The 21,262-nt window shown below is 60.6% G+C and carries 15 protein-coding genes and 1 pseudogene; 14 read left to right on the top strand and 2 right to left on the bottom strand.

The genetic code is table 11. The features are described from left to right. Positions 1-44: 44 nt before the first annotated feature. The 14 genes from flgH (at position 45) to WM94_RS11500 (ending at position 20,016) form a co-directional block, all read left to right on the top strand. Positions 45-740: a flagellar basal body L-ring protein FlgH gene (gene flgH / locus WM94_RS11565; protein WP_015271238.1), complete on the top strand. Its 696-nt coding sequence runs from the start codon at positions 45-47 to the stop codon at positions 738-740. 12 nt (positions 741-752) lie between these two features. Beyond that, complete coding sequence (locus WM94_RS11560) at positions 753-1,862, top strand: flagellar basal body P-ring protein FlgI (protein WP_015271237.1); 1,110 nt, start codon at positions 753-755, stop codon at positions 1,860-1,862. A gap of 11 nt (positions 1,863-1,873) precedes the next feature. Then, a complete protein-coding gene (gene flgJ, locus WM94_RS11555) occupies positions 1,874-3,028 on the top strand; it encodes a flagellar assembly peptidoglycan hydrolase FlgJ (protein ID WP_039612680.1) in 1,155 nt (384 codons plus the stop codon). Positions 3,029-3,040: 12 nt separating this feature from the next. Next, positions 3,041-5,074: a flagellar hook-associated protein FlgK gene (gene flgK, locus WM94_RS11550; protein WP_015271235.1), complete on the top strand. Its 2,034-nt coding sequence runs from the start codon at positions 3,041-3,043 to the stop codon at positions 5,072-5,074. Positions 5,075-5,087: 13 nt separating this feature from the next. Then, entirely contained in the window at positions 5,088-6,671 is a 1,584-nt protein-coding gene (locus WM94_RS11545) for a flagellar hook-associated protein 3 (protein ID WP_061551259.1), read from the top strand. Positions 6,672-6,747: 76 nt separating this feature from the next. Further along, positions 6,748-10,314 carry a glycosyltransferase gene (locus tag WM94_RS11540; protein ID WP_061551258.1) on the top strand — a complete coding sequence of 1,189 codons (3,567 nt, stop codon included), beginning with the start codon at positions 6,748-6,750 and terminating at the stop codon, positions 10,312-10,314. A gap of 279 nt (positions 10,315-10,593) precedes the next feature. After that, on the top strand, positions 10,594-11,367 hold the full coding sequence (rfbF, locus tag WM94_RS11535; protein WP_054573095.1) for a glucose-1-phosphate cytidylyltransferase: 774 nt from the start codon (positions 10,594-10,596) through the stop codon (positions 11,365-11,367). After that, the gene (rfbG, locus tag WM94_RS11530; protein ID WP_061551257.1) at positions 11,349-12,431 is read left to right on the top strand and encodes a CDP-glucose 4,6-dehydratase; all 1,083 of its coding nucleotides are present in this window, start codon (positions 11,349-11,351) and stop codon (positions 12,429-12,431) included. The genes rfbF and rfbG overlap by 19 nt, the downstream gene beginning before the upstream one ends. Continuing rightward, entirely contained in the window at positions 12,428-12,988 is a 561-nt protein-coding gene (locus tag WM94_RS11525; protein WP_061551256.1) for a dTDP-4-dehydrorhamnose 3,5-epimerase family protein, read from the top strand. The genes rfbG and WM94_RS11525 overlap by 4 nt, the downstream gene beginning before the upstream one ends. Then, positions 12,985-14,211, top strand: a complete 1,227-nt coding sequence (locus WM94_RS11520; protein ID WP_061551255.1) for a class I SAM-dependent methyltransferase — start codon at positions 12,985-12,987, stop codon at positions 14,209-14,211. The genes WM94_RS11525 and WM94_RS11520 overlap by 4 nt, the downstream gene beginning before the upstream one ends. After that, the gene (locus tag WM94_RS11515) at positions 14,208-15,086 is read left to right on the top strand and encodes an NAD(P)-dependent oxidoreductase (RefSeq protein ID WP_061551254.1); all 879 of its coding nucleotides are present in this window, start codon (positions 14,208-14,210) and stop codon (positions 15,084-15,086) included. Before WM94_RS11520 ends, WM94_RS11515 begins: the two co-directional genes overlap by 4 nt. Before the next feature lie 34 nt (positions 15,087-15,120). Next, positions 15,121-15,858, top strand: coding sequence for a cephalosporin hydroxylase family protein (locus WM94_RS11510; protein ID WP_054573100.1), 738 nt, complete (start codon positions 15,121-15,123; stop codon positions 15,856-15,858). A 24-nt stretch (positions 15,859-15,882) separates the two neighbouring features. Continuing rightward, positions 15,883-18,813, top strand: coding sequence for a TIGR00180 family glycosyltransferase (locus WM94_RS11505; protein WP_061551253.1), 2,931 nt, complete (start codon positions 15,883-15,885; stop codon positions 18,811-18,813). 264 nt (positions 18,814-19,077) lie between these two features. Continuing rightward, the gene (locus WM94_RS11500; RefSeq protein WP_054573102.1) at positions 19,078-20,016 is read left to right on the top strand and encodes a ketoacyl-ACP synthase III; all 939 of its coding nucleotides are present in this window, start codon (positions 19,078-19,080) and stop codon (positions 20,014-20,016) included. A gap of 57 nt (positions 20,017-20,073) precedes the next feature. Here WM94_RS11500 and WM94_RS11495 read toward each other — a convergent pair whose 3' ends face one another. Both WM94_RS11495 and WM94_RS11490 read right to left on the bottom strand, forming a co-directional pair. Further along, complete coding sequence (locus tag WM94_RS11495; RefSeq protein ID WP_061305655.1) at positions 20,074-20,796, bottom strand: TylF/MycF/NovP-related O-methyltransferase; 723 nt, start codon at positions 20,794-20,796, stop codon at positions 20,074-20,076. Further along, positions 20,793-21,146: pseudogene (locus tag WM94_RS11490) on the bottom strand (hypothetical protein); the annotation flags it as partial. The gene WM94_RS11495 and the pseudogene WM94_RS11490, both read right to left, overlap by 4 nt. Positions 21,147-21,262: the final 116 nt, after the last annotated feature.

The raw sequence follows: 21,262 nt of genomic DNA, 5'->3' as shown, positions 1-21,262 counted from the left end.
CAGCTCTAACCCCGTCACTCCGTTGCACCCGTGAGGTAAGCGTCATGAATCGTCTGTTGTCCGTTTTTGCCCTGGGGGGGGCGGTGTTGCTGGCAGGTTGCGTCGCGCCGACGCCCAAGCCCAACGACCCGTACTACGCGCCGGTACTGCCGCGCACCCCGCTGCCGGCAGCGGCCAACAACGGTTCGATCTACCAGGCCGGCTTCGAGCAGAACCTGTACAGCGACCGCAAGGCGTTCCGGGTGGGTGACATCATCACCATCACCCTCAACGAGCGCACATCGGCCAGCAAGAACGCCGGTTCGCAGATCCAGAAAAACAGCAACGCCAACATCGGCCTGACATCGTTGTTCGGCACTACGCCGAACACCAACAACCCGTTCGGCAGTGGTGACCTGTCGCTGGAGGCCGGCTACAGCGGCGAGCGCGCCACCAAGGGCGACAGCAAGGCCACTCAGGGCAACACCCTGACCGGTTCCATCACCGTGACCGTAGCCGAAGTGCTGCCCAACGGCATCATCGCCGTGCGTGGCGAGAAGTGGCTGACCCTGAACACCGGCGAAGAGCTGGTGCGCATTGCCGGCATGATCCGCGCCGACGACATCGCCACCGACAACACCGTGCCGTCCACTCGCGTGGCCGACGCGCGCATCACCTATTCCGGTACCGGCTCGTTCGCCGATGCCAGCCAGCCCGGATGGCTGGACCGCTTCTTCATCAGCCCGCTTTGGCCTTTCTGAGTACGGATGACCATGTTCAACGTGAGGCAGCTGATTGCCGCAACCCTGCTCCTGTCCTGTGCCTTCGGCGCCCAGGCCGAGCGCCTGAAGGACATCGCCAGCATTTCTGGCGTGCGCTCCAACCAGCTGATCGGTTACGGCCTGGTGGTGGGGCTCAATGGCACGGGTGACCAGACCACCCAGACGCCGTTCACCCTGCAGACCTTCAACAACATGCTGTCGCAGTTCGGCATCAAGGTGCCGGCCGGCTCCGGCAACGTGCAGCTGAAAAACGTTGCGGCAGTGTCGGTGCATGCCGACCTGCCGGCGTTCGCCAAGCCAGGCCAGGTGGTGGACATTACCGTGTCCTCGATCGGTAACTCCAAGAGCCTGCGCGGCGGCAGCCTGCTGATGACCCCGCTCAAGGGTATCGATGGCAACGTCTATGCCGTGGCCCAGGGTAACCTGGTGGTGGGCGGCTTCGATGCCGAGGGCCGTGACGGTTCGAAGATCACCGTCAACGTTCCGTCAGCCGGTCGTATCCCTGGCGGTGCTACCGTCGAGCGTGCAGTGCCGAGCGGCTTCAACCAGGGCAACAGCCTGACCCTGAACCTCAACCGCCCCGACTTCACCACTGCCAAGCGTATCGTCGACAAGGTCAACGACCTGCTCGGCCCGGGCGTGGCCCAGGCCGTGGACGGCGGTTCGGTACGGGTCACTGCGCCGATGGACCCGAGCCAGCGCGTGGACTACCTGTCGATCCTCGAGAACCTCGAGATCGACCCGGGCCAGGCGGTCGCCAAGGTCATCATCAACTCGCGCACCGGCACCATCGTCATCGGCCAGAACGTCAAGGTGTCGCCGGCCGCGGTGACCCACGGCAGCCTGACCGTGACCATTACCGAAGACCCGATCGTCAGCCAGCCGGGGCCGTTCTCCAATGGCCAGACCGCCGTGGTGCCGCGCTCGCGGGTCAACGCCGAGCAGGAAGCCAAGCCGATGTTCAAGTTCGGCCCGGGCACCACGCTGGATGAAATCGTCCGTGCGGTGAACCAGGTGGGCGCAGCGCCCAGCGACCTGATGGCCATCCTCGAAGCCCTGAAACAGGCCGGCGCCTTGCAGGCCGACCTGATCGTGATCTGAGGACGGCGCGGATGAACAGCAAAAGCCTGGTTTCCGGCAGCGCCGACAGCGGCGCCTACACCGACCTCAACCGCCTGAGCTCGCTCAAGCATGGCGATCGCGACAGCGACGCCAACGTGCGCAAGGTGGCCCAGGAGTTCGAGTCGCTGTTCATCAGCGAAATGCTCAAGGCCTCGCGCAAGGCCAGCGACGTGCTGGCCGACGACAACCCGATGAACACCGAAACGGTGAAGCAGTACCGCGACATGTACGACCAGCAGCTGGCCGTGAGCATGTCCCGCGAAGGCGGCGGTATCGGGCTGCAGGACGTACTGGTGCGCCAGCTGTCGAAGAACAAGGGCACGCCGGCCAACACCAGCCCGTTTCCGCGCATCGAGGGCAATGCCCCGACGCTGTGGGGCAACAAGGTGGCCGAGCCCGTGCATGCCGCCCAGTCGACCGCCACCCGCAACGACGTCGCCGCGCTCAATTCGCGACGCCTGGCGCTGCCGAGCAAGCTCACCGACCGCCTGATGGCCGGCATCGTGCCGTCGGCGGCCAGCACCAATACCGCAGCCGTGCCGGCCCGTGACGGCCAGCAGGTGGCCAAGGCCTTTGCCGTGCCGGACAACGGCCTGCGCATCCTCGGACGCGCCGTGGCTCAGCCGCCGCTGGCACCGAAAAAGGCCTTTGCCGACAGCGACGAGTTCGTCGCCACCATGCTGCCGATGGCCGAGCAGGCGGCCAAGCGCATCGGTATCGACCCACGCTACCTGGTGGCACAGGCCGCCCTGGAAACCGGCTGGGGCAAGTCGGTCATGCGCAACACCGATGGCAGCAGCAGCCACAACCTGTTCGGCATCAAGGCAACCGGCAACTGGGAAGGCGGCGAGGCGCGGGCGATCACCAGCGAGTTCCGCGATGGCCAGTTCGTCAAGGAGACGGCGGCGTTCCGCTCCTACGATTCCTACCAGGACAGCTTCCACGACCTGGTGAGCCTGCTGCAGAACAATTCGCGCTATCAAGATGCAGTGAAGGCCGCCGATAAACCAGAACAGTTCGTGCAAGAGTTGCAAAAGGCCGGGTACGCCACCGACCCGAATTACGCCAGCAAGATCTCGCAGATCGCAAGACAGATGAAGTCGTACGAGCACTACGCAATGCTCGGTACCGCAACGAAACTTTAAGGGCATGGAACCATGGCGAGTCTGATCAACATTGGTATGTCGGGGCTTGGCGCCGCGCAATCGGGGATGTACACCCTCGGTAACAACATCGCCAACGCCGATGTCGAAAGCTACTCGCGCCAGCAGAACGTGCAGAAGACCAAGGGCGGGCAGCAAGTCGGCCAGGTGTTCATCGGCAGCGGTACTACCCTGGCGGATGTGCGCCGGGTCTATAACGCGTTCCTCGAGAACCAGCTGCGCAGCACCACCTCGCTGAGCAGCGATGCCACCTCGTACCTGAACCAGATCACGCCGCTGGATACCGCCCTGTCGAGTAGCGACACCGGTATCACTGCTGCACTGAAAAGCTTCTTCAGCGCCATGCAGGACGCTGCGGCCAAGCCGAGCGAGGACGCCTCGCGCCAACTGCTGCTGACCAGCGCGCAGTCCCTGGCCAAGCGCTTCAATACCCTGTCGGCGCAGCTCAACCAGCAGAACAGCGACATCAATGCCAACATGGCGTCGATCGCTGACAAGGTCAACGCCCTGACCCAGTCGATTGCCGACCTCAATGGCCAGATCTCCAAGATGACGGCCGTCAATGGCCAGCCCAACGACCTGCTCGACCAGCGCGACGGTGCGGTGCGCGAGTTGTCGGCGCTGATCGGTGCCGACGTTGTAGAACAGAAGAACGGCAACTACGACATCTACCTGAAGAACGGCCAGGCCCTGGTGCTGGGCAACACCACCCAGACCATCGGCGTGCAGCCGAGCGCCACCGACCCGACCCGCATGAGCCTGATCCTCAATCGCGGCTCGACCAAGATGGACATCACCAGCACCACTACCGGTGGTGAACTTGGCGGCCTGATCCGCTACCGCAAGGATACCCTCGACCCGGCGCTCAACGAGCTCGGTCGCGTGGCCCTGGTAGTAGCCGATGCGATCAACAGCCAGCTGGCCCAGGGCATCGACAAGAACGGTGACTTCGGTGCCACCCTGTTCGGCGATATCAACAGCGCCGCTGCCATCAGCCAGCGCAGTGTCGCCAAGACCGGCAACAGCGCCGGTTCCGGCAACCTCGATGTGACCATCAAGGACACCGGCAAGCTCAGCACCAGCGATTACCAGGTGACCTTCACCAGCGCCACTGGCTACAGCGTCCGCAAGTTGCCGGAAGGCACCGACATGGGCAGTTTCGACCTAACCGACACGCCGCCTCCGGTGATCGACGGGTTCACCCTGTCGCTCAATGGTGGTGGCCTGAGTGCTGGCGACAGCTTCAAGATCACCCCGACCCGCAATGCCGCCGCAGGCATCGACACTGTCCTGACCGACCCGAAGCGCCTGGCCTTGGCTTCGCCGCTGACCGCCACCAGTGGATCGGGCAACAAAGGTACCGGCGTCATCACCCAGCCGACGCTGACCTCGGAGATGGACATCTACGATGCCGCCCAGCGTTCGCAATTGCAGACTGGCCTGAAGTATTCGACCCCGGTCAAGCTGGTGTTCGGCGATGACACCAGTTCGCCCCAGGCCTACAAGATGTACGACGCCAAGGGCACCGAAATCGGCAGTGGCACCATCGTGCCGGGGCAGGAGAACAAGCTGCAGCTGTCGGTGCCGATGGTCGATGGCAGCGGCAATTCGCTGGGTGGCAATTTCACCTTCGAGATGAGCGTTTCCGGCGCGCCGAAGAACGGCGACAGCTATACCGTGGCGCTGAGCGGCGCAGGTTCGGCAGACAACCGCAACGCCTTGTCGGTGATCGACCTGCAGACCAAGTCCACGGTCGAGGTTGGCGCCAACGGCAAGGGCATCAGCTTCACCGATGCCTACGCCAAGCTGGTGTCCAATGTTGGCGGCAAGGCCGGCCAGGCGCAGATGGACAGCGATGCCACCACTGCCCTGCATGCCTCGGCAGTGGAAAGCCGTAACGGCCTTTCGGGTGTGTCGATCGATGAAGAGACCGGCAACCTGGTCAAGTTCCAGCAGTACTACACCGCGTCGTCGCAGATCATCAAGGCGGCCCAGGAAACCTTCGCCACCCTGATCAACAGTCTTTAAGGAGCCGTAGATCGTGAGCGTACGCATCTCTACTTCGCAGTTCTACAACACCAACCAGGCCAACTACCAGAGCAACTTTGCCAAGACGGTGAAGAGCCAGCAGGAGGCAAGCGATGGCATTCGCGTGCGTTCGGCCAAGGATGACCCGGTGGGGGCGGCGCGTCTGCTGCAACTGGAACAACAGCAGAACATGCTGAAGCAGTACAGCGGCAACATCGTCAACGTACGTAACGCCCTGGGCACTGCCGAAAGCACCCTGAACTCCATCGGCACCATCCTGCAGCGGGTCAACGAGCTGGCGGTGAGCTCTGGCAACGGTACGTTCACCGATGCCGACCGCAAGGCCAACGCCGACGAACTGGCGTCGCTGGAAGACCAGCTGTTCTCGTTGATGAACAGCAAGGACGAGAACGGCAAGTACATCTTCTCCGGCTCCAAGGGCGATACCCCGCCTTACGCACGCAATGCCGATGGCACCTACAGCTACCAGGGCGACCAGGGCAAGCTCAACCTGCAGGTGGGTGACATGCTCAGCCTGGCGGCCAATGAAACCGGCTACGACGCCTTCGAGCAGGCGCTCAACACCAGCCGTAGCCAGACCAGCCTGACCGCGCCGGCCACCGACGATGGCCGTGTCAGCCTGTCCAACGGCCAGGTATCCGGCAACAGCCTGTACAACGATCGCTTCCGCAGTGGCGAGCCGTACACCATCGAATTCCTCAGCAGCACCGAATACAAGATCACCGATGTCGACGGCAATGACGTCACGCTCGAGGCCAGCCAGGGCGGCAAGTTCGACCCCAATGGCGACAACACCAGCATCAGCTTCCGCGGTGTCGATCTGCGCCTGGACATCACCTTCAAGGACGGCGACAAGGGTAATGAAGATGCCGCTATCGCAGGGCATACGTTCAACCTGAGTTCCAAGGCCGATGAGGTTTCCGGCACCCGCAGCCCTGGCAATACCTCCTCCGAGCAGGTGACGGGCGCGACCATCACCGATCAGGCTGCCTACAAGGCCGCTTTCCCGGGCGGTGGCGCGGTGCTCAAGTTCACCGGCAGCAGCACCTTCGAGCTGTATGCAACTCCGGTTACTGCCAATAGCCGCCCTATAGCGTCTGGGGCGCTCGGCGGGGCGAGTGGCACTACCGCGACAGCGGCTGGCGTCAGTTTCGAATTGTCGGGCGCGCCAAGTGCGGGCGATTCGTTTGCGGTCAAGGTCGATACCCACCAGACCCAGAACCCGCTGGACACCATCAGCAAGCTGCGTACCGCATTGGCCACGCCGATGGATAATGATCCGGTTGCTCGACAGAACTTCCTGGCTTCGCTGGATTCGGCCGTGGGTAACATTACCAGCGCTATCAATCAGGTTTCGTCGTCCGTCAGCGCCATCGGTGGCCGTGGACAGGCGCTGGACGTTCAGTCGGAGACCAACGAGGCGCTGAGTACCGAGAACACCAAGACTCAGAGCTCGATCCGTGAAAGCGACCCGGCAGAAGTGATGCTGCGCCTGCAGATGCAGACCAACATGCTGCAAGCTTCGCTGCAAGCGTATGCGAAAGTCGCCGGGCTTTCGCTGGTCAATTACATCTGATTCTTTCCCCTCCTGTTTCAACTTCGCTGTGTCAGTGTGCCCGCTCTGACGCAGCCCCTTTTTTCAAGGCTCCAACGTGAACGAACAACCCCTCGTCAGCATCGTCATTCCTGCCTACAGCGCGCGCTTTTTCGCCGTGGCGTTGCAGAGCGCGGTGGGGCAATCCTACGAGAACCTCGAGGTCCTGGTCTGTGATGACAGTGAAGGGGATGAGATCGAAACGATCGTGCGTTGCGTTGAAGAGCAGAGCGGTAGGACGGTGCGTTATGTTCGTAACGAGCGCCGTCTTGGGTTTGTCGGCAATCTGGTCCAAGCTGTGCAGATGGCATCTGGCGAGCTGGTCAAGGTGTTGTGTGACGATGACCGGCTGATGCCGCTATGCGTGGCGCGCCAGGCAAAGTGTCTGGCAGATGATAGCGAGGTCAGCCTGGTTCTCGCTCAGCGCATGTTCGTCGACGAGAACAGCTATGTGCTGCCGATGCGCTTGGCCAATGCCCGGTTTGTTGACACCGACAGCCTGTTCAATGGCAACGACATATTGTCGATCCTGAACGATAGCCCGGCTAATTTCCTCGGCAACTTCTCCTCAGCGATGATGCGGCGTGAGCAGGTCTTGAGCTTCTTGTGCGCATTGACGCAGGATGATCAGGGGTTCGTGGCATTGCTGGATATGGTGCTCTTCTGCTGTTTGATGCGCACCGGGCAGTTGATGCTGGTCGGCGATGTCCTGGTGATTGAACGCCTGCATGCCCAGCGCTTGAGCAAACAGTCAGCGGTGAGGGCATCGCTCGTGCGCGAATGGGGCTGGCTGCGTCAGATGCTGGAGCAGCGTGGTGGCGAGCAAGCCCCGGCGCAAGGGTGGGTACGTTATCGGGCACTGTCGGACACCTCGCTCATGCCGGGTCAATGGCGCGAGATGAATCTGGTGTTGCTGTTGGGCAACTGGCAGCAGACCATGCGTTGCCGTATCGGTAGTGACAGTGAAAGTTACGCCGAGCTTTATCAGGCCTGGGTGGATGAGCGTCAACTGAGTGCTGCACAGCTCAAGCGGCTGCCCCGTACCTTCGAGTCCTGGCCCCGCAAACCCCGAGTTGCCGTAGTGATACTGGATCTGGCCGGTAGCCTGGATGAGCTCAGTCAGACTGTGTACAGCGTTCAGGCGCAGTGCTACGCAGCCCAGGATTGCGTTGTGTTATCTGATGTCAAAGGCTGTGTGTGGTCGGGGGTTGCCCAGCATGCGCTGGAGGGGGACTGGGTCGGCCAGATCAATCGAGTCGTAGCCGCTTTGCCTGAAAGCGATTGGGTCTACCTGTTGCATGCGGGTGACAGGCTTGTCGACGCCGCGTTGCTGTTGCTGGCGGAGCGCATCGCCGTCATGCCGGGGTTGGGCTGTATCTACAGCGATGAAGATAATTGGGTGGATGGCGCGCTCTGCGAGCCGATTTTCAAACCTGCTTTCAACATCGACCTGATGCGTAGCTATCCGTACGTCGGGCGTACTCTAGCTTTCGATCGAGCAGCGTTCGCTACGCTGGGCGGCCTAGATTCACGTTTTGCAGACCTGGCGGCGCATGATCTGCTCTGGCGGTTGGTGGAGGCCAAAGGCCCTCAGGCAGTTGAGCATATTGCCGAGATTCAGGTGCATTCGACCCTCGGATTCGCGCAGTGGCTGTCGCAAGATTCGGTAATTGCCCAGAGCGAGCCCGTGCTTCACGAGCACTTGAATCGTCTGGGTGTCGCTCACCAGATACGCCACGATGAAGTGCCTGTACTTAACCGAGTCGACTATCTGCACACCGAGCAGCCACTCGTCACGCTTGTGCTGCCCTGTAACCAGCCGTTTCAGATAGTTCAGCGCTGCGTCATGTCGGTGCTGGAGCAGACCACGTATTCGCGCTATGAATTGATACTGGTCGCGGCTGATGATATCGAGCCCGCTGCAGGCAACTGGCTTCATGCAATGGCCGAGGTGGGCGGCGCGATACTTCGGGTATTGCGTTTGAGTGGGGCTGCCGATGTCGGGCGGATGATCAACGAAGCCGCTAAGACAGCGCGCGGCGATTACCTGCTGATGCTTTCATCGGGGCTGCAAGTTCGCGAGGGCCAATGGCTAGGTGAGTTGCTCAACCATGCTCAGCGTCCAGAGGTGGCAATCGTGGGCGCCAAATTGGTGGATGTGCATGACAGGGTCGTTCACGCAGGCCTGGTTCTAGGCGGCAGTGGTGGCGTAGGGCTGGTATGTGCGGGTGAAGAAGGACAAAGTCGAGGCTATTTGCAACGTCTGCAGGTCACTCAGAACTGGAGTGCGGTGGCAGGTGACTGTCTGATTGTGCGCAAGTCAGTTTTTGACGCATTAGATGGTCTGGATCTCACCCAGTTTTCCGCGGGGTTGGGTGAAGTCGATCTGTGCCTGCGCGCGAGAAGCCTGGGTTATCTGGTCGTCTGGACGCCCTATGCGTGTTTGTATGCGATTGGAGCAGCCTCTGGCGAGCCTCACGCAAACGCGACGTTCGAGCAGCAGTCGGTCTTTTTCGAGCGTTGGCGTTCGTTGGTCGTGCGCGATCCCGCATATAATCCTAACCTGGGGCTGGGGCGTGTCAATTTCGACCTGGATGCCAGCCAGCAAGGCAGTTGGGACCCGTTCTGCGCGCGGACGCTGCCTTCGGTGCTCGCTTTACCTGTGAACGCCTCGGCAGTTGGCGCGTATAGGGTCACCGAACCGTTCGCCCGGCTGGAGGCTGGCGGGCGTATTGTCGGACGGGTTTCGTACGAGTCCCCGGATACCGTCCAACTCGCCCGCATGAATCCCGATATCATCGTGGTGCAGTTGCGGCATAACGAAAACTCGGTCAGCGACCTTGAACGGCTGGCCAGGTTTTCCAGTGCGCGGCGTATCTACGAGATCGACGACTATGTGCTCAAGGCGCCGAAGAAGAACAAGCATGCCCGTAACAAGCCGGCAGATATCGAGCAGCACCTGCGCCGCGCAATCGGGTTGTGTGATCGTGTCGTCGTTACCACCCAGGCGCTGGCAGATGCGCTGGGCTCGATGCACAGTGATTTCCGCGTAGTCCCGAACATGCTCGACCCGGAGGTCTGGGGCGCTTTCAAGTGCGAGAGGGCAACGGCCTCGAAACCACGTGTGGGTTGGGGTGGCGGCACCAGTCATTCGGGAGACCTGGAAATCATTGCTGAAACAGTTCGGCTTTTGGCGGATGAGGTTCATTGGGTGTTCTTCGGCATGTGCCCAGATGAGCTTCGCCCGTACGTGCATGAGTTTCATCCGCCGGTAGCCTTGGCCAACTATCCGGCCAAGCTTGCCAGCCTGAATCTGGATCTGGCCCTGGCCCCGCTGGAGTTCCATATCTTCAACGACTGCAAGAGCAACCTGCGCTTGCTGGAATACGGCGCCTGTGGTTACCCGGTTATCTGTACCGATACCGAGGCATACCGCGGTTATTTGCCTTGCACGCGGGTGTATGGCAACAGCACCAAGGAATGGGTCGAAGCGATTCGCTCGCATCTCGCAGACCCGGCCTCCAGTTATCGCATGGGGGATGAGTTGCGCGAGGCGGTGATGCGTGATTTCGTTTTGCGCGATGACAACCTGCGCCATTGGGAGTGGGGCTGGTTGGCGGATTGATACGGCTTTCTGGTCACCGTGATAGCGCTCTGTGTATTGTGATAAGGCTGCCTTATGGCCCTTTCGGTTTGCTGCTCTGTTAAACGTCAGTGTGTCGTTGCGGGCAGTCATCTTTCATGGCCGGCGCCGCTGCCGGAAAGGCCTGCGTTGTCTACCACATCGGATTAAAAAACTGTTGGCCCTTTAAGCGGGTTGGCGCATTTCCTGCAAATACCCATCGATATCGCCATAAATCCTTCACCCGGGCGGACCTGGGGCGCGAAGCACATGAGGAAATCGATGAAGGCAGTCATTCTGGCGGGTGGGCTCGGCACGCGTATCAGCGAAGAGTCACACCTCAAGCCCAAACCGATGATCGAGATCGGTGGCAAGCCAATTCTTTGGCACATCATGAAGCAGTATTCGGCGCACGGCATCCACGACTTCGTGATCTGCCTCGGCTACAAGGGGTACGCGATCAAGGACTTCTTCGCCAACTACTTCCTGCATACCTCCGACGTCACATTCGACATGCGTGCCAACCGTATGGATGTGCATCAGAACTACAGCGAGCCATGGCGTGTGACGTTGGTGGATACTGGTGACGATACCATGACCGGTGGCCGCTTGCGTCGTGTTGCCAGATACCTGGAAGACGAGGAGTCCTTTTGCTTCACCTATGGTGATGGCGTCTCTGATCTGAACATCGGTGCGTTGGTTGACTTCCATCTCGGTCACGGCAAACTCGCCACTGTCACAGCGGTACAGCCACCAGGTCGATACGGAGCACTGGAGCGCGAGGGCGACCGGGTGCGAGGTTTCAGCGAGAAACCGCGCGGTGATGGAGGTTGGATCAATGGCGGCTTCTTCGTGCTCTCTCCCAAGGTCATCCCCTATATTGTCGGTGATGCGATGCCGTGGGAGGCCGAACCGTTGGCCACCCTGGCCCAGCAAGGCCAGCTGATGTCGTTCGAGCACGACGGCTTCTGGCACCCCATGGATACCTTGCGCGACAAGAACCACCTCGAACAGTTGTGGAGCAGCGGGGAGGCGCCATGGAAACAGTGGGCTTGAGTCCCGCGTTCTGGGCCGGTAAGCGCGTCCTGGTCACTGGTCACACTGGTTTCAAGGGCAGCTGGCTGGTGCTCTGGCTGCAGAGCCTGGGCGCTCAGGTCACCGGTTTCGCCCTCGACCCATCGACCGAGCCGAACCTGTTCGATCTGGCACGGGTTGGCGAGGGCATCGATGATCGCCGTGGTGATGTGCGTGATCTTGGCGTTCTGCTGGAACTGGTCGCCGAAGTGCAGCCGGAAATTGTCTTGCACCTGGCAGCCCAGCCGCTGGTGCGTGAAGGGTACCGCGACCCGTTGGGCACCTATTCGAGCAATGTCATGGGGACCCTCAATCTGCTAGAGGCCGTGCGGCAGGTAGGCGGCGTGCGCGCCTGCGTGGTGGTCACCACCGACAAGGTCTACGCCAACCAGGAGTGGGTCTGGTCCTACCGCGAGAACGAAGCGCTCGGTGGTCATGATCCGTACAGCAGCAGCAAGGCCTGCTGCGAAATTCTTGCACAGTCCTACGCGGCGTCATTCTTCCCGGCCGAGCGGTACGCCGAGCATGGCCTGAGCCTGGCAACCGCACGCGCCGGCAATGTGCTGGGCGGAGGAGACTTCTCGCCCGATCGGCTGATCCCCGACGTGCTCAAGGCGTGGTCTGCTGACGAGCAGGTGACGCTGCGTTTTCCCCAGGCGGTGCGCCCTTGGCAGCATGCCCTGGAGCCGCTGGCCGGATACCTGCTGCTGGCCGCCAGTCTATACGAGCAGGGCCAGCGCTATGCAGGTGCATGGAACTTCGGCCCGGGTGACGACGACATGCGCAGTGTCGGTGAGGTGGTCCAGTTGCTGGCTGGGCAGTGGCCTCTGGCCCCAGGGGTCAAGGTCGAGACGAGCGACCTGCACGAAGCCGGGCTGCTACGCCTGGACAGCTCTCGAGCCCGCCAGCTGCTTGGCTGGCGACCACGCTGGACGCTCAACGAATGCCTGGAGCGAACCCTGGGCTGGCACCTGGCCTGGCGTAAGGGTATGGACATGCGTGCAGTCTGTCTGACCCAGTTGAGCTTGTATCAGGAGTCGTTGTGAGCGAGTACACCTTGCACCCCTTGCCATTGCAGGGCCTAGCCCGCGTCGATCATCGCCGCCATGAGGATGCCCGTGGTGCATTTTCGCGGCTTTACTGTGAAGGTAGCCTGGAGCGTTTCGGAGCGCCGTTCCACATCCGCCAGATCAACCGCTCGCTGACTCGCGGGCGCGGTAGCGTGCGTGGTTTACATTATCAGGTCGGGCCGCAGCCGGAGAGCAAGTACATCACCTGCCTGCAGGGTGAAGTGTGGGACGTGGTGGTTGACCTGCGTGCCGATTCGCCGACTTTCCTGCAATGGCATGCCGAGCACCTCAAGGCCGGTGAGGGCAACAGCTTGCTGGTACCGGCCGGTTTCGCCCACGGTTTCCAGGCACTGAGCGACGATGCCGAGCTGCTTTACCTGCACAGCGCCGACTATGCCCCGGAGCATGAGGGGGGGCTGTCGGTGCTGGACCCGCGCTTGGCCATCGCCTGGCCGTTGCCCGTGATCAACCTCTCGGCCCGGGATGAAATGCATCCTTGGCTGGACAGCCGCTTTACCGGAGTGACCGTATGAATTGCCGTGGTTGTGGCAGCGCCCTGCACCTGCCGTTGATCGATCTGGGCACAGCGCCGCCTTCCAACGCCTACCTGCGTGCCGAGCAACTGGCCGGGGCTGAACAGTGGGTACCGCTGAAGGTGTCAGTGTGCGAGCAATGCTGGCTGGTACAGACCGAGGATTATACCCGCGCCGAGCAGCTGTTCGATGCGGACTATGCCTACTTCAGTTCCTATTCCAGTTCCTGGCTGGGCCATGCCGAAGCCTATGTGGCTGGCATGGCCGAGCGCTTCGCGCTGAGCGCCGACAGCCGTGTGGTGGAGATCGCTGCCAACGATGGCTACTTGTTGCAGTACGTTGCCCGGCGCGGTATTCCCTGCCTGGGGGTCGAGCCGACCCGCAGCACTGCCGATGCGGCGCGTGCCGAAGGGCTGGAGATACGCGAGGTGTTCTTCGGTCGCGACGTGGCGACGCAACTGGTGGCCGAAGGCTGGAGTGCCGACCTGATGGCGGCCAACAACGTGCTCGCCCATGTGCCGGACATCAATGACTTCCTCGGTGGCTTCGCCACCTTGCTTAAGCCGACCGGCGTGGCCACGTTCGAATTCCCGCATTTGCTGTCGCTGATCGCCGAGCACCAGTTCGATACGCTTTATCACGAGCACTATTCCTATTTGTCGCTCACGGCGGTGCAGATCCTCTGCCAGCGCAACGGCCTGGAAATATTCGACGTGCAGGAGCTGCCGACTCACGGTGGTTCACTGCGGGTGTTCGTGCAACGCACTGATGGCCAGCGCCGTACGGTGGAGCCGGCCGTCACCGGCCTGCTGGCGCTGGAGAACGACGTGGGCGTGCGCAGCGCTGGCTTCTACTCCACCTTGGCGCCTGCCGCCGAGCGTATCAAGCTGCAGTTGCTGCGTTTCCTGCTCGACGCCAAGGCTGCTGGCAAGCGCGTGGTGGGTTACGGCGCTGCCGCCAAGGGCAACACCTTACTCAACTATGCCGGGGTCAAGGCTGACCTGTTGGCCTGGGTGGCCGACGCCAGCCCGCACAAGCAGGGCAAGTTCCTGCCTGGTAGCCGCATTCCGATAGTGGCGCCTGAGCGTCTGGCCGAGGAACAGCCGGACTATGTGCTGGTGCTGCCGTGGAATCTGCTGCACGAAATCAGCGAGCAGCAGGCCGGCATCCGTGAGTGGGGCGGGCAGTTCGTCATCGCCGTCCCCGAGTTGACCGTGCTATGACCGCATTGCATGTACTGGTAACCGGCGCCACAGGTTTCGTTGGCCGCCATCTGGTGGCCGAACTGCTGGCACGCGGTTGTCGCGTGCGCGCCTTGGCGCGTGACGTCGAGCGCGCGCGGGGGATGGCGTGGTTCGACCAAGTGGAGTTCGTTGCCGGTGACCTGCAGTTGGCCGACGCCGCAGCGGTGGCCAGTTGGGTCGATGGTATCGATGCCCTTGCTCACCTGGCCTGGCCGGGACTGCCCAACTACCAGGCGCTGTTCCATCTGGAGCAGAACCTGATGGCCGACTACCGCTTCATCAAGCACGCGGTCGAGGCTGGTGTACGACAGGTGCTGGTCACCGGCACCTGCTTCGAGTACGGGATGCAGAGCGGCCCGCTGGACGAACAATGTCCGGCGCGCCCGGCCAACCCCTATGGCTTGGCCAAGCACAGCCTGCACCAGTTCCTCCAGGCATTGCAGTTGCATCGGCCATTCACTCTGCAATGGGCGCGACTGTTCTACCTGTATGGTCAGGGGCAGAACCCCAAAAGCCTGCTGGCAGGGCTCGATCGAGCCATTGATAGCGGCGAGGCATCGTTTGCCATGTCCGGTGGCGAGCAGTTGCGCGACTTTCAGCCGATTACCGATGCTGCCCGCCAGTTGGCTGGTGTGTTGCACTGTCGCGAATTCTCAGGGGTGGTCAATTGCGCCAGTGGTCAGCCGGTTGCAGTGCGCAGTCTGGTCGAGCAGCGTCTGCGTGAGCGAGGTGCCAGCCTGAGCCTGAATCTTGGTTATTACCCTTATCCAACCCATGAGCCGATGGCGTTCTGGGCGGTGACCGATCGTTTGCAGCGCATGCTGCAATCCACTATCGAGCCCTTGCACCGCTGACGCTGTCGGGCCAACACTTTTCAAGAGGCTGCAAATGAGCGACAAAACGCCACTACAGGTATTCGCCGAAGAATGCCAGGCCGAGATCCGTGCCCAAGGCAACGATGCGGCGCTGGGCGAACTGGCCCAGGTCTTCTACAACGAATCGGCCAAGCACAAATACACCTACCACTTCAGCTGGATGGGCCGCCCGATCATCCAGCTGCCCCAGGACATGGTTGCCATGCAGGAGCTGATCTGGAAACTCAAGCCTGACTTGATCATCGAATGTGGCATCGCTCATGGCGGTTCGATCATCTATTACGCGTCGATGATGGAGTTGGTGGGGCATGGTGAGGTCCTTGGCATCGATCGCGATATCCGTCCACATAATCGCGAAGCCATCGAAAGTCACCCAATGTTCAAGCGTATCAGCATGATCGAAGGCTCCAGCATCGACCCGGCCGTTGTCGAGCGGGTGCGGATGCTGGCTGAGGGCAAGAAGGTCATCGTCGTGCTCGATTCCAACCACACCCACGACCACGTGCTGGCAGAACTGCGCGCCTACGCGCCGTTGGTGTCGCAAGACTGCTACTGCGTGGTGATGGATACGGTGGTCGAGGACATGCCTGCCGATGCCTTCCCTGATCGGCCATGGGGTGTTGGCGACAACCCGCGCACTGCTGTGTGGGCTTACCTGAAGGAAACCGAGGACTTCGTCATTGATGCCGAAATCCATGACAAGCTGCTGATCACCGTGGCGCGTGATGGCTACCTGCGCCGAGTGCGCTGAACCAACCAACAGGCAGAAGCAGATATGCAAGCACATGTACAGCACCGGGGCGACGCATCGCTCAAGGATCGCCTCACATTGGTGTTGCTTACCCACAACCGCCCAGATTTTTTGCGCCGGGCCTTGTGCTACTACCGCAACTACCCGGCCAGCATCCTGGTGCTGGATTCGTCGCTGAAGGCTGACGATGAAATTGCTCGCGATTACCCAGATGTCGATTACCGCCATCTACCGCAGTTTTCTTACACTGCATTGCTGGAAAAGCTGGCTTTCGGGGTCAAGCAGGTCGTCACGCCGTTCATGCTCTTCATTGCGGTCGACGACTTCCTGCTGCATGACAGCATAACCCGCTCCGTGGAGTTCCTTGAGCAGCACTCTGATTATGGTCTTTGCCATGGTTACGGGATGATGTATGTGCCCGGTGGCGCGCAGGTCGAGTACTACAAACGTGATAATCGGGTGCAGGAAGACTACTGTTCGCAAGATCCAGAGCAGCGCTTGCTGGAGTTCATGGGCCAGTTCCTCCCGCCTTTTTACGCCGTTACCCGCACTGACCTGTTGCAGCAGTGGTATGAGCTGCTGCCGTTGGGCACCAGCTTCGAATGGCAGGAAATCGGCCACGCTTTCTACCTGCTGGCCAATGCCAAGGCTCGAATTCTGCCGATTCCCTTTGCGGTTCGAGAGGGCAACTATGGCGGTTCTGAGCATGGCACCAACGTACTCACGGTGCTTGCCTTGCAGGACGAGAAGTCACGCCAGGGGCGTGAAGTCTTTGCAGAGTTTCTTGCATCGATTCCTACCGAGTTGAGCAGCAGGGGCGCCGCTGCGGTCAAGCAGATCGCCCTCGAAAGCTTCAAGAGCATGGCCGACGGGTTGCTGACGGGGCGTGCGCTACAAGCTTGCCCGATTGTTCGCTCCGAATGGCAGCGACCGATGTACGAACCTAAACGAATCTTTGGCGAGCAGCAGTTCGTGGAACTTCCGTTCTACAACAAGGCGTTCTTCGACTTGCTGACCGAGATCGAATTCCATATCCATGCCATGCCGGCCGGGCGTCATCAGCTCACCGAACTGGAATCGATCCTGCAAAGGCAATGGCGTTTGCTCCAGGCGCGTGCCAGTGATGATACCACTGCCCTGCGCACTCGCCTCTGGGAGGCGCTTGTCATCAACCCGTTCAACCGGACGGTGGTCGAGCGCCTGTTGATGCAACTGGAGCAGGACGACCAAGCCCAGGCCGAAGCGGAGCAATTACGTGACTGGTTGTGCCGGTTGGACTCGCTTCCTGGCTTCGACAACGAGGTGTTGTTAAGCAGTATGTCCTCGGGGCGGCTGCTTAATTGGCTCAAGGCTCGTGAGCCAGGCGACGAGTTGGTACGCCAGGCTGCCAAGCGTCTGGACAAGCATCATGGCGGTCCAAGCTTTGGCATTTTATTGCTCGATCTGGAAGCCGACATCGTCAAGCTCCAGGCTACCTTCGACAGTCTCATGAACGGCTACTCGCGCGCCTTCAAGGTGGTTGTATTGACCACTGGAGAGCTGCCGTCGGTGACAAAGCCGCAGCAGACTGTGCATTTCATCAAGGTTACCGAGCAGGATCATGTTCTGCGCATGAACGAGGCGGCCAGGCAACTGGGCACTGACTGGATCATGCTGGCCGAAAGTGGTGATCAGTTCACCGCCGGCGGCCTGATGCGTGCTGGGCTCGAGTTGCTAGGCGTCGAAGGGGTGCGTGCCGTGGCGATGGACGAATTGCAGGAACAGGCCAACGGCTTGCTGAGCGATGTCATGCGTCCAGGCATCAACTTGGATATGCTGCAGAGCGTGCCTGGGCTGATGGCTCGGCACTGGCTGGTGCGTCGCGACCTGTGGTTGGAGGCAGGTGGGTTCGACGCGCGTTACCCGCAGGCGCTGGAGTTCGATCTGTTACTGCGCTTGATCGGCAAAGGAGGTATGGCGGGCCTTGCCCACCTGGCGGAGCCACTGTTGCTCTGCTCTGCGCCTGACAATAGCCGGCACGATCAAGAGCGTGCCGTGCTGGTACAGCATGTGGCCCAGCGGGGGTATGCGGTGTCGGTCGGGTCGGTCCGTCCGGGAACGTTGGCCGTTGACTATCGGCATGAGGCGCGGCCGATGGTTTCGATCATCGTGCACTGCCAGGACAACTTCACAGCGTTGCAAGCATGCCTGCTCAGCCTGTTGCAGCGCACCCGCTATCAGCAGCATGAAATTCTCGTTGCTGACAATGCCAGCCAGTCGCCCGAGCTGTGCGATTGGCTGGCTAGCTTGCAGGTAGGAGGGAGCCGGTTGCGGGTGGTCCGTAGCGAGCGCGCCCTGGCGCCGGTTGCGATGCTCAATCTGGCCATTCAGCAGGCGCAGGGCGAGTATCTGGTGCTGCTGGACAGCGAGCTCGAGGTGCTTAACGCCAACTGGCTGGAAGGTATGCTCAATCACGCCCAGCGTCCGGAAGTGGGTGTGGTGGGTGGCAAGTTGCTGAACCCCGAGGGACGGGTGGTCGAGGCTGGGCTTGTGCTGGCAGGGCAGGCGGGTGTACGTGCCGCGTTCGTCGGCGAATCCAGGGATGCGCCTGGTTACATGCAGCGCCTTCAGGTGGAACACGGTGTTTCGGCGGTGTCGGGTTGTATCATGCTACGTGCGGAACTGTTGCACGCTGTCGGTGGGCTCGAAGAGCAGTCACCGAATCTGCGCGCCGCGCACGTCGACCTGTGCCTGCAAGCAGTGGCGGCGGGCCTATTGATAGTGTGGACACCACAGGCCCAGGCCGTACGGCATGTTCTGGTGGGCGACGATGCGATGGCCTGCCCACACATGCGTGAGCGCTGGGCGCACGCATTGGCTCAGGACACTTGCTATAACGCCAACCATAGTCTGGACGGCAAGCTGTTCAGCCTTGATCTGGAAGGCCGGGTTGATTGGCAGGCGTTGATCGCCTGACATCTGTTGCGGAACTACGCCAGGCCATGACCGCCTCGCGGCGGTTATGGCTTTTTTGTGGGCGCAGCCGCACCGGTTTGTCGATTCGACAAAAAGAGCGTGACTTGAGAGTCAGAACGCGCATCTTCACTGTATATTGTCGAAACCGGGAACCGCCGCGCCGCTCCGAACAAATTGTCAGGGATCGGAAACCACCGCATCGCCTGGCGTTTTGCCGTTTGGTTCCGTGGCGGGTATTTCGCTGTTACTGAATTGGGAAGCCATATGATTGGCATTAAAAGTATCGCCAGTTACGTGCCGACTGACGGCGTGGACAACTACGCCCAGGGCGCGAAATTCGGCAAGGACCAGGATTTTATCTTCGGCAAGATCGGTTCGACCTTTTTGCCACGCAAGGATGCTGCCCAGGAAACGTCCGACCTCTGCGTAGAGGCCGCGAAAAACCTGTTCGCTGTCAATCCATCCCTGGACCCGGCATCCATCGATGTGGTGATCGTGGTCACTCAGAACGGTGATGCCGAAGGTTTGCCGCATACGGCGGCGATCGTCCAGCACAAGCTCGGCCTGTCGACAGCGGTTGCCGCTTTTGACATCTCGCTGGGCTGTTCGGGTTATGTCTACGGCCTTTATGCGATGAAAGGCTTCATGGAGGCCGCAGGCCTGAGAAACGGCTTGTTGATCACCGCCGACCCCTATTCGAAGATCGTCGACCCGGAGGATCGCAACACCACCATGTTGTTTGGTGATGCCGCCACGGCCACTTGGATGGGTGAGGGTGCCGCCTGGCAGTTGGGCAGGTCGTTGTTCGGCAGCGATGGTGCCGGTGCCGAGCACCTACGTACCACCGACGGCAAGTTCTTCATGAATGGTCGCCAGGTTTACAACTTCGCCTTGGTCAAGGTGCCTGCACACCTGCAGCAGTTGCTCGAAGCCAGCAAGTTGCAGGCTGACGATATCGATCTGTACTGCTTGCATCAGGGGAGCGCCGCGATCGTCGACGCGGTGTCGTCGCGCTTTGTCGAGGGCGAATATAAGCAGAAGTTCGTCAAGGATATGGTGGAAACCGGCAACACGGTGTCGTCAAGCATTCCACTACTGCTCGAAAAGCACGTGCTCGGTTCGCAGCACAGGCGCGTGGCGCTCAGCGGCTTTGGTGTGGGGCTGTCTTGGGGGTCGGCGATCCTCGAAAGGGCGCCTGAGTAAGATTGTGCCGATGGATCGTCCGATGCCACTGCAAGGCATCGGACGATTGTTGCGGTATCAGACGCGGAAATAGCCCACGGTTGAATCGAACGGGAGACGCTTGAGTTCGATTTTGTTCAGATCCAGCACGTCGCGCAATGCGGCGGTCTCGCCGGGGAAGTTACGGTAGGCGACTTCGTCGAGTACAACGATCGCACCTTTTGGCATGTAAGGCAGGAAGGTTTCCAAGGCTACTTTGGTCGAAGAATACAGGTCGGTGTCAAGAATCAGCATCGCCACCACAAGGTCGGGGCGGGTCTTGACGAAGGCAGGTACGGTCTCGAGGATGTCGCCTTTGATGATCTCGCAGCGCGGAATGCGATTGACCGGGCGCACCAGGTCATTAGTGTCGATCATTTCCTGAAGAATCGAGTCATCGGTGTCGGAGAACATCGTTTCGTTGATGTCCGTCGGATCATTCTCTTTGTCGATGCTGGCAAATCCTTGGAAAGTATCGAAACCAATGATCGAGCGATTGATTGCATACGGTTCCAGAATCATTGACAGGTGCATGTAGAGCATCAATGAGTTGCCCTTGTAGACGCCGCATTCGACGATTGCGCCGGGTACGTCCTGCACCATCTTGAACAGCTCCATGCGCGATAGCGCGGCTGTCACGGTGATTCGGTTGGCAAACACGAACGGTGCATCGGCAACGTACTGCGCGTCTACCTTGCTCAGCACGGTGGCGCGTTTTTCGTTGTACTCAACTTCCGCAGCAGTCAGGCGGCGCTTTGTCATGGGTTGACTCCCTGGAATCTGGAAAAATCTTTGGCGTGGAAAAGGTCTTTAAAACCGGCGTGGGCGTCGACGCAGCCATTGTCTACGTTGGGTGCGCCGCGCTTGTTGATCAGATCTTGCAAGTGAATCAGGCGGAAATCGACACTGAAACGCACTTGATCGGTGGTGTTGGCCACGGTGCCATGCAAGTGGGAGCCACTGAATATCAGCATCTCGCCGCTGTTGCTGGCAATGCGCAGTTCTGAGCGGTCATCAATTTCTTCCAAGGGAACCGGGTGCACGCGGTTTTCCTGCGTGATGTTTTCCTTGGCTTTGAAGCGTTGTTCGGTGATCCAGTGCTGCGGATTCCACGGTCATCTGGCCACCCATTCCATAAGCATCTGACCACCGATTCCACGGTGATCCGGCCACCCATTCCACGCGTATCCGACCACTGATTCCACGGTCATCCGGCCACTCAACCGGG

It is taken from the genome of Pseudomonas sp. ABFPK (assembly GCF_001586765.1).
Classification (GTDB): Bacteria; Pseudomonadota; Gammaproteobacteria; order Pseudomonadales; family Pseudomonadaceae; genus Aquipseudomonas; species Aquipseudomonas asiatica.
The sequence above is the reverse complement of the archived record's forward strand: the minus strand, read 5'-3'. Positions and strand labels throughout refer to the sequence as shown.

Bases quoted from the DNA above. Each gene is read 5' to 3' on its own strand.
- flgH (WP_015271238.1), top strand. From the start codon at position 45: ATGAATCGTCTGTTGTCCGTTTTTGCCCTGGGGGGGGCGGTGTTGCTG.
- WM94_RS11560 (WP_015271237.1), top strand. From the start codon at position 753: ATGTTCAACGTGAGGCAGCTGATTGCCGCAACCCTGCTCCTGTCCTGT.
- flgJ (WP_039612680.1), top strand. From the start codon at position 1,874: ATGAACAGCAAAAGCCTGGTTTCCGGCAGCGCCGACAGCGGCGCCTAC.
- flgK (WP_015271235.1), top strand. From the start codon at position 3,041: ATGGCGAGTCTGATCAACATTGGTATGTCGGGGCTTGGCGCCGCGCAA.
- rfbF (WP_054573095.1), top strand. From the start codon at position 10,594: ATGAAGGCAGTCATTCTGGCGGGTGGGCTCGGCACGCGTATCAGCGAA.
- rfbG (WP_061551257.1), top strand. From the start codon at position 11,349: ATGGAAACAGTGGGCTTGAGTCCCGCGTTCTGGGCCGGTAAGCGCGTC.
- WM94_RS11520 (WP_061551255.1), top strand. From the start codon at position 12,985: ATGAATTGCCGTGGTTGTGGCAGCGCCCTGCACCTGCCGTTGATCGAT.
- WM94_RS11515 (WP_061551254.1), top strand. From the start codon at position 14,208: ATGACCGCATTGCATGTACTGGTAACCGGCGCCACAGGTTTCGTTGGC.
- WM94_RS11510 (WP_054573100.1), top strand. From the start codon at position 15,121: ATGAGCGACAAAACGCCACTACAGGTATTCGCCGAAGAATGCCAGGCC.
- WM94_RS11505 (WP_061551253.1), top strand. From the start codon at position 15,883: ATGCAAGCACATGTACAGCACCGGGGCGACGCATCGCTCAAGGATCGC.
- WM94_RS11500 (WP_054573102.1), top strand. From the start codon at position 19,078: ATGATTGGCATTAAAAGTATCGCCAGTTACGTGCCGACTGACGGCGTG.
- WM94_RS11495 (WP_061305655.1), bottom strand. From the start codon at position 20,796: ATGACAAAGCGCCGCCTGACTGCTGCGGAAGTTGAGTACAACGAAAAA.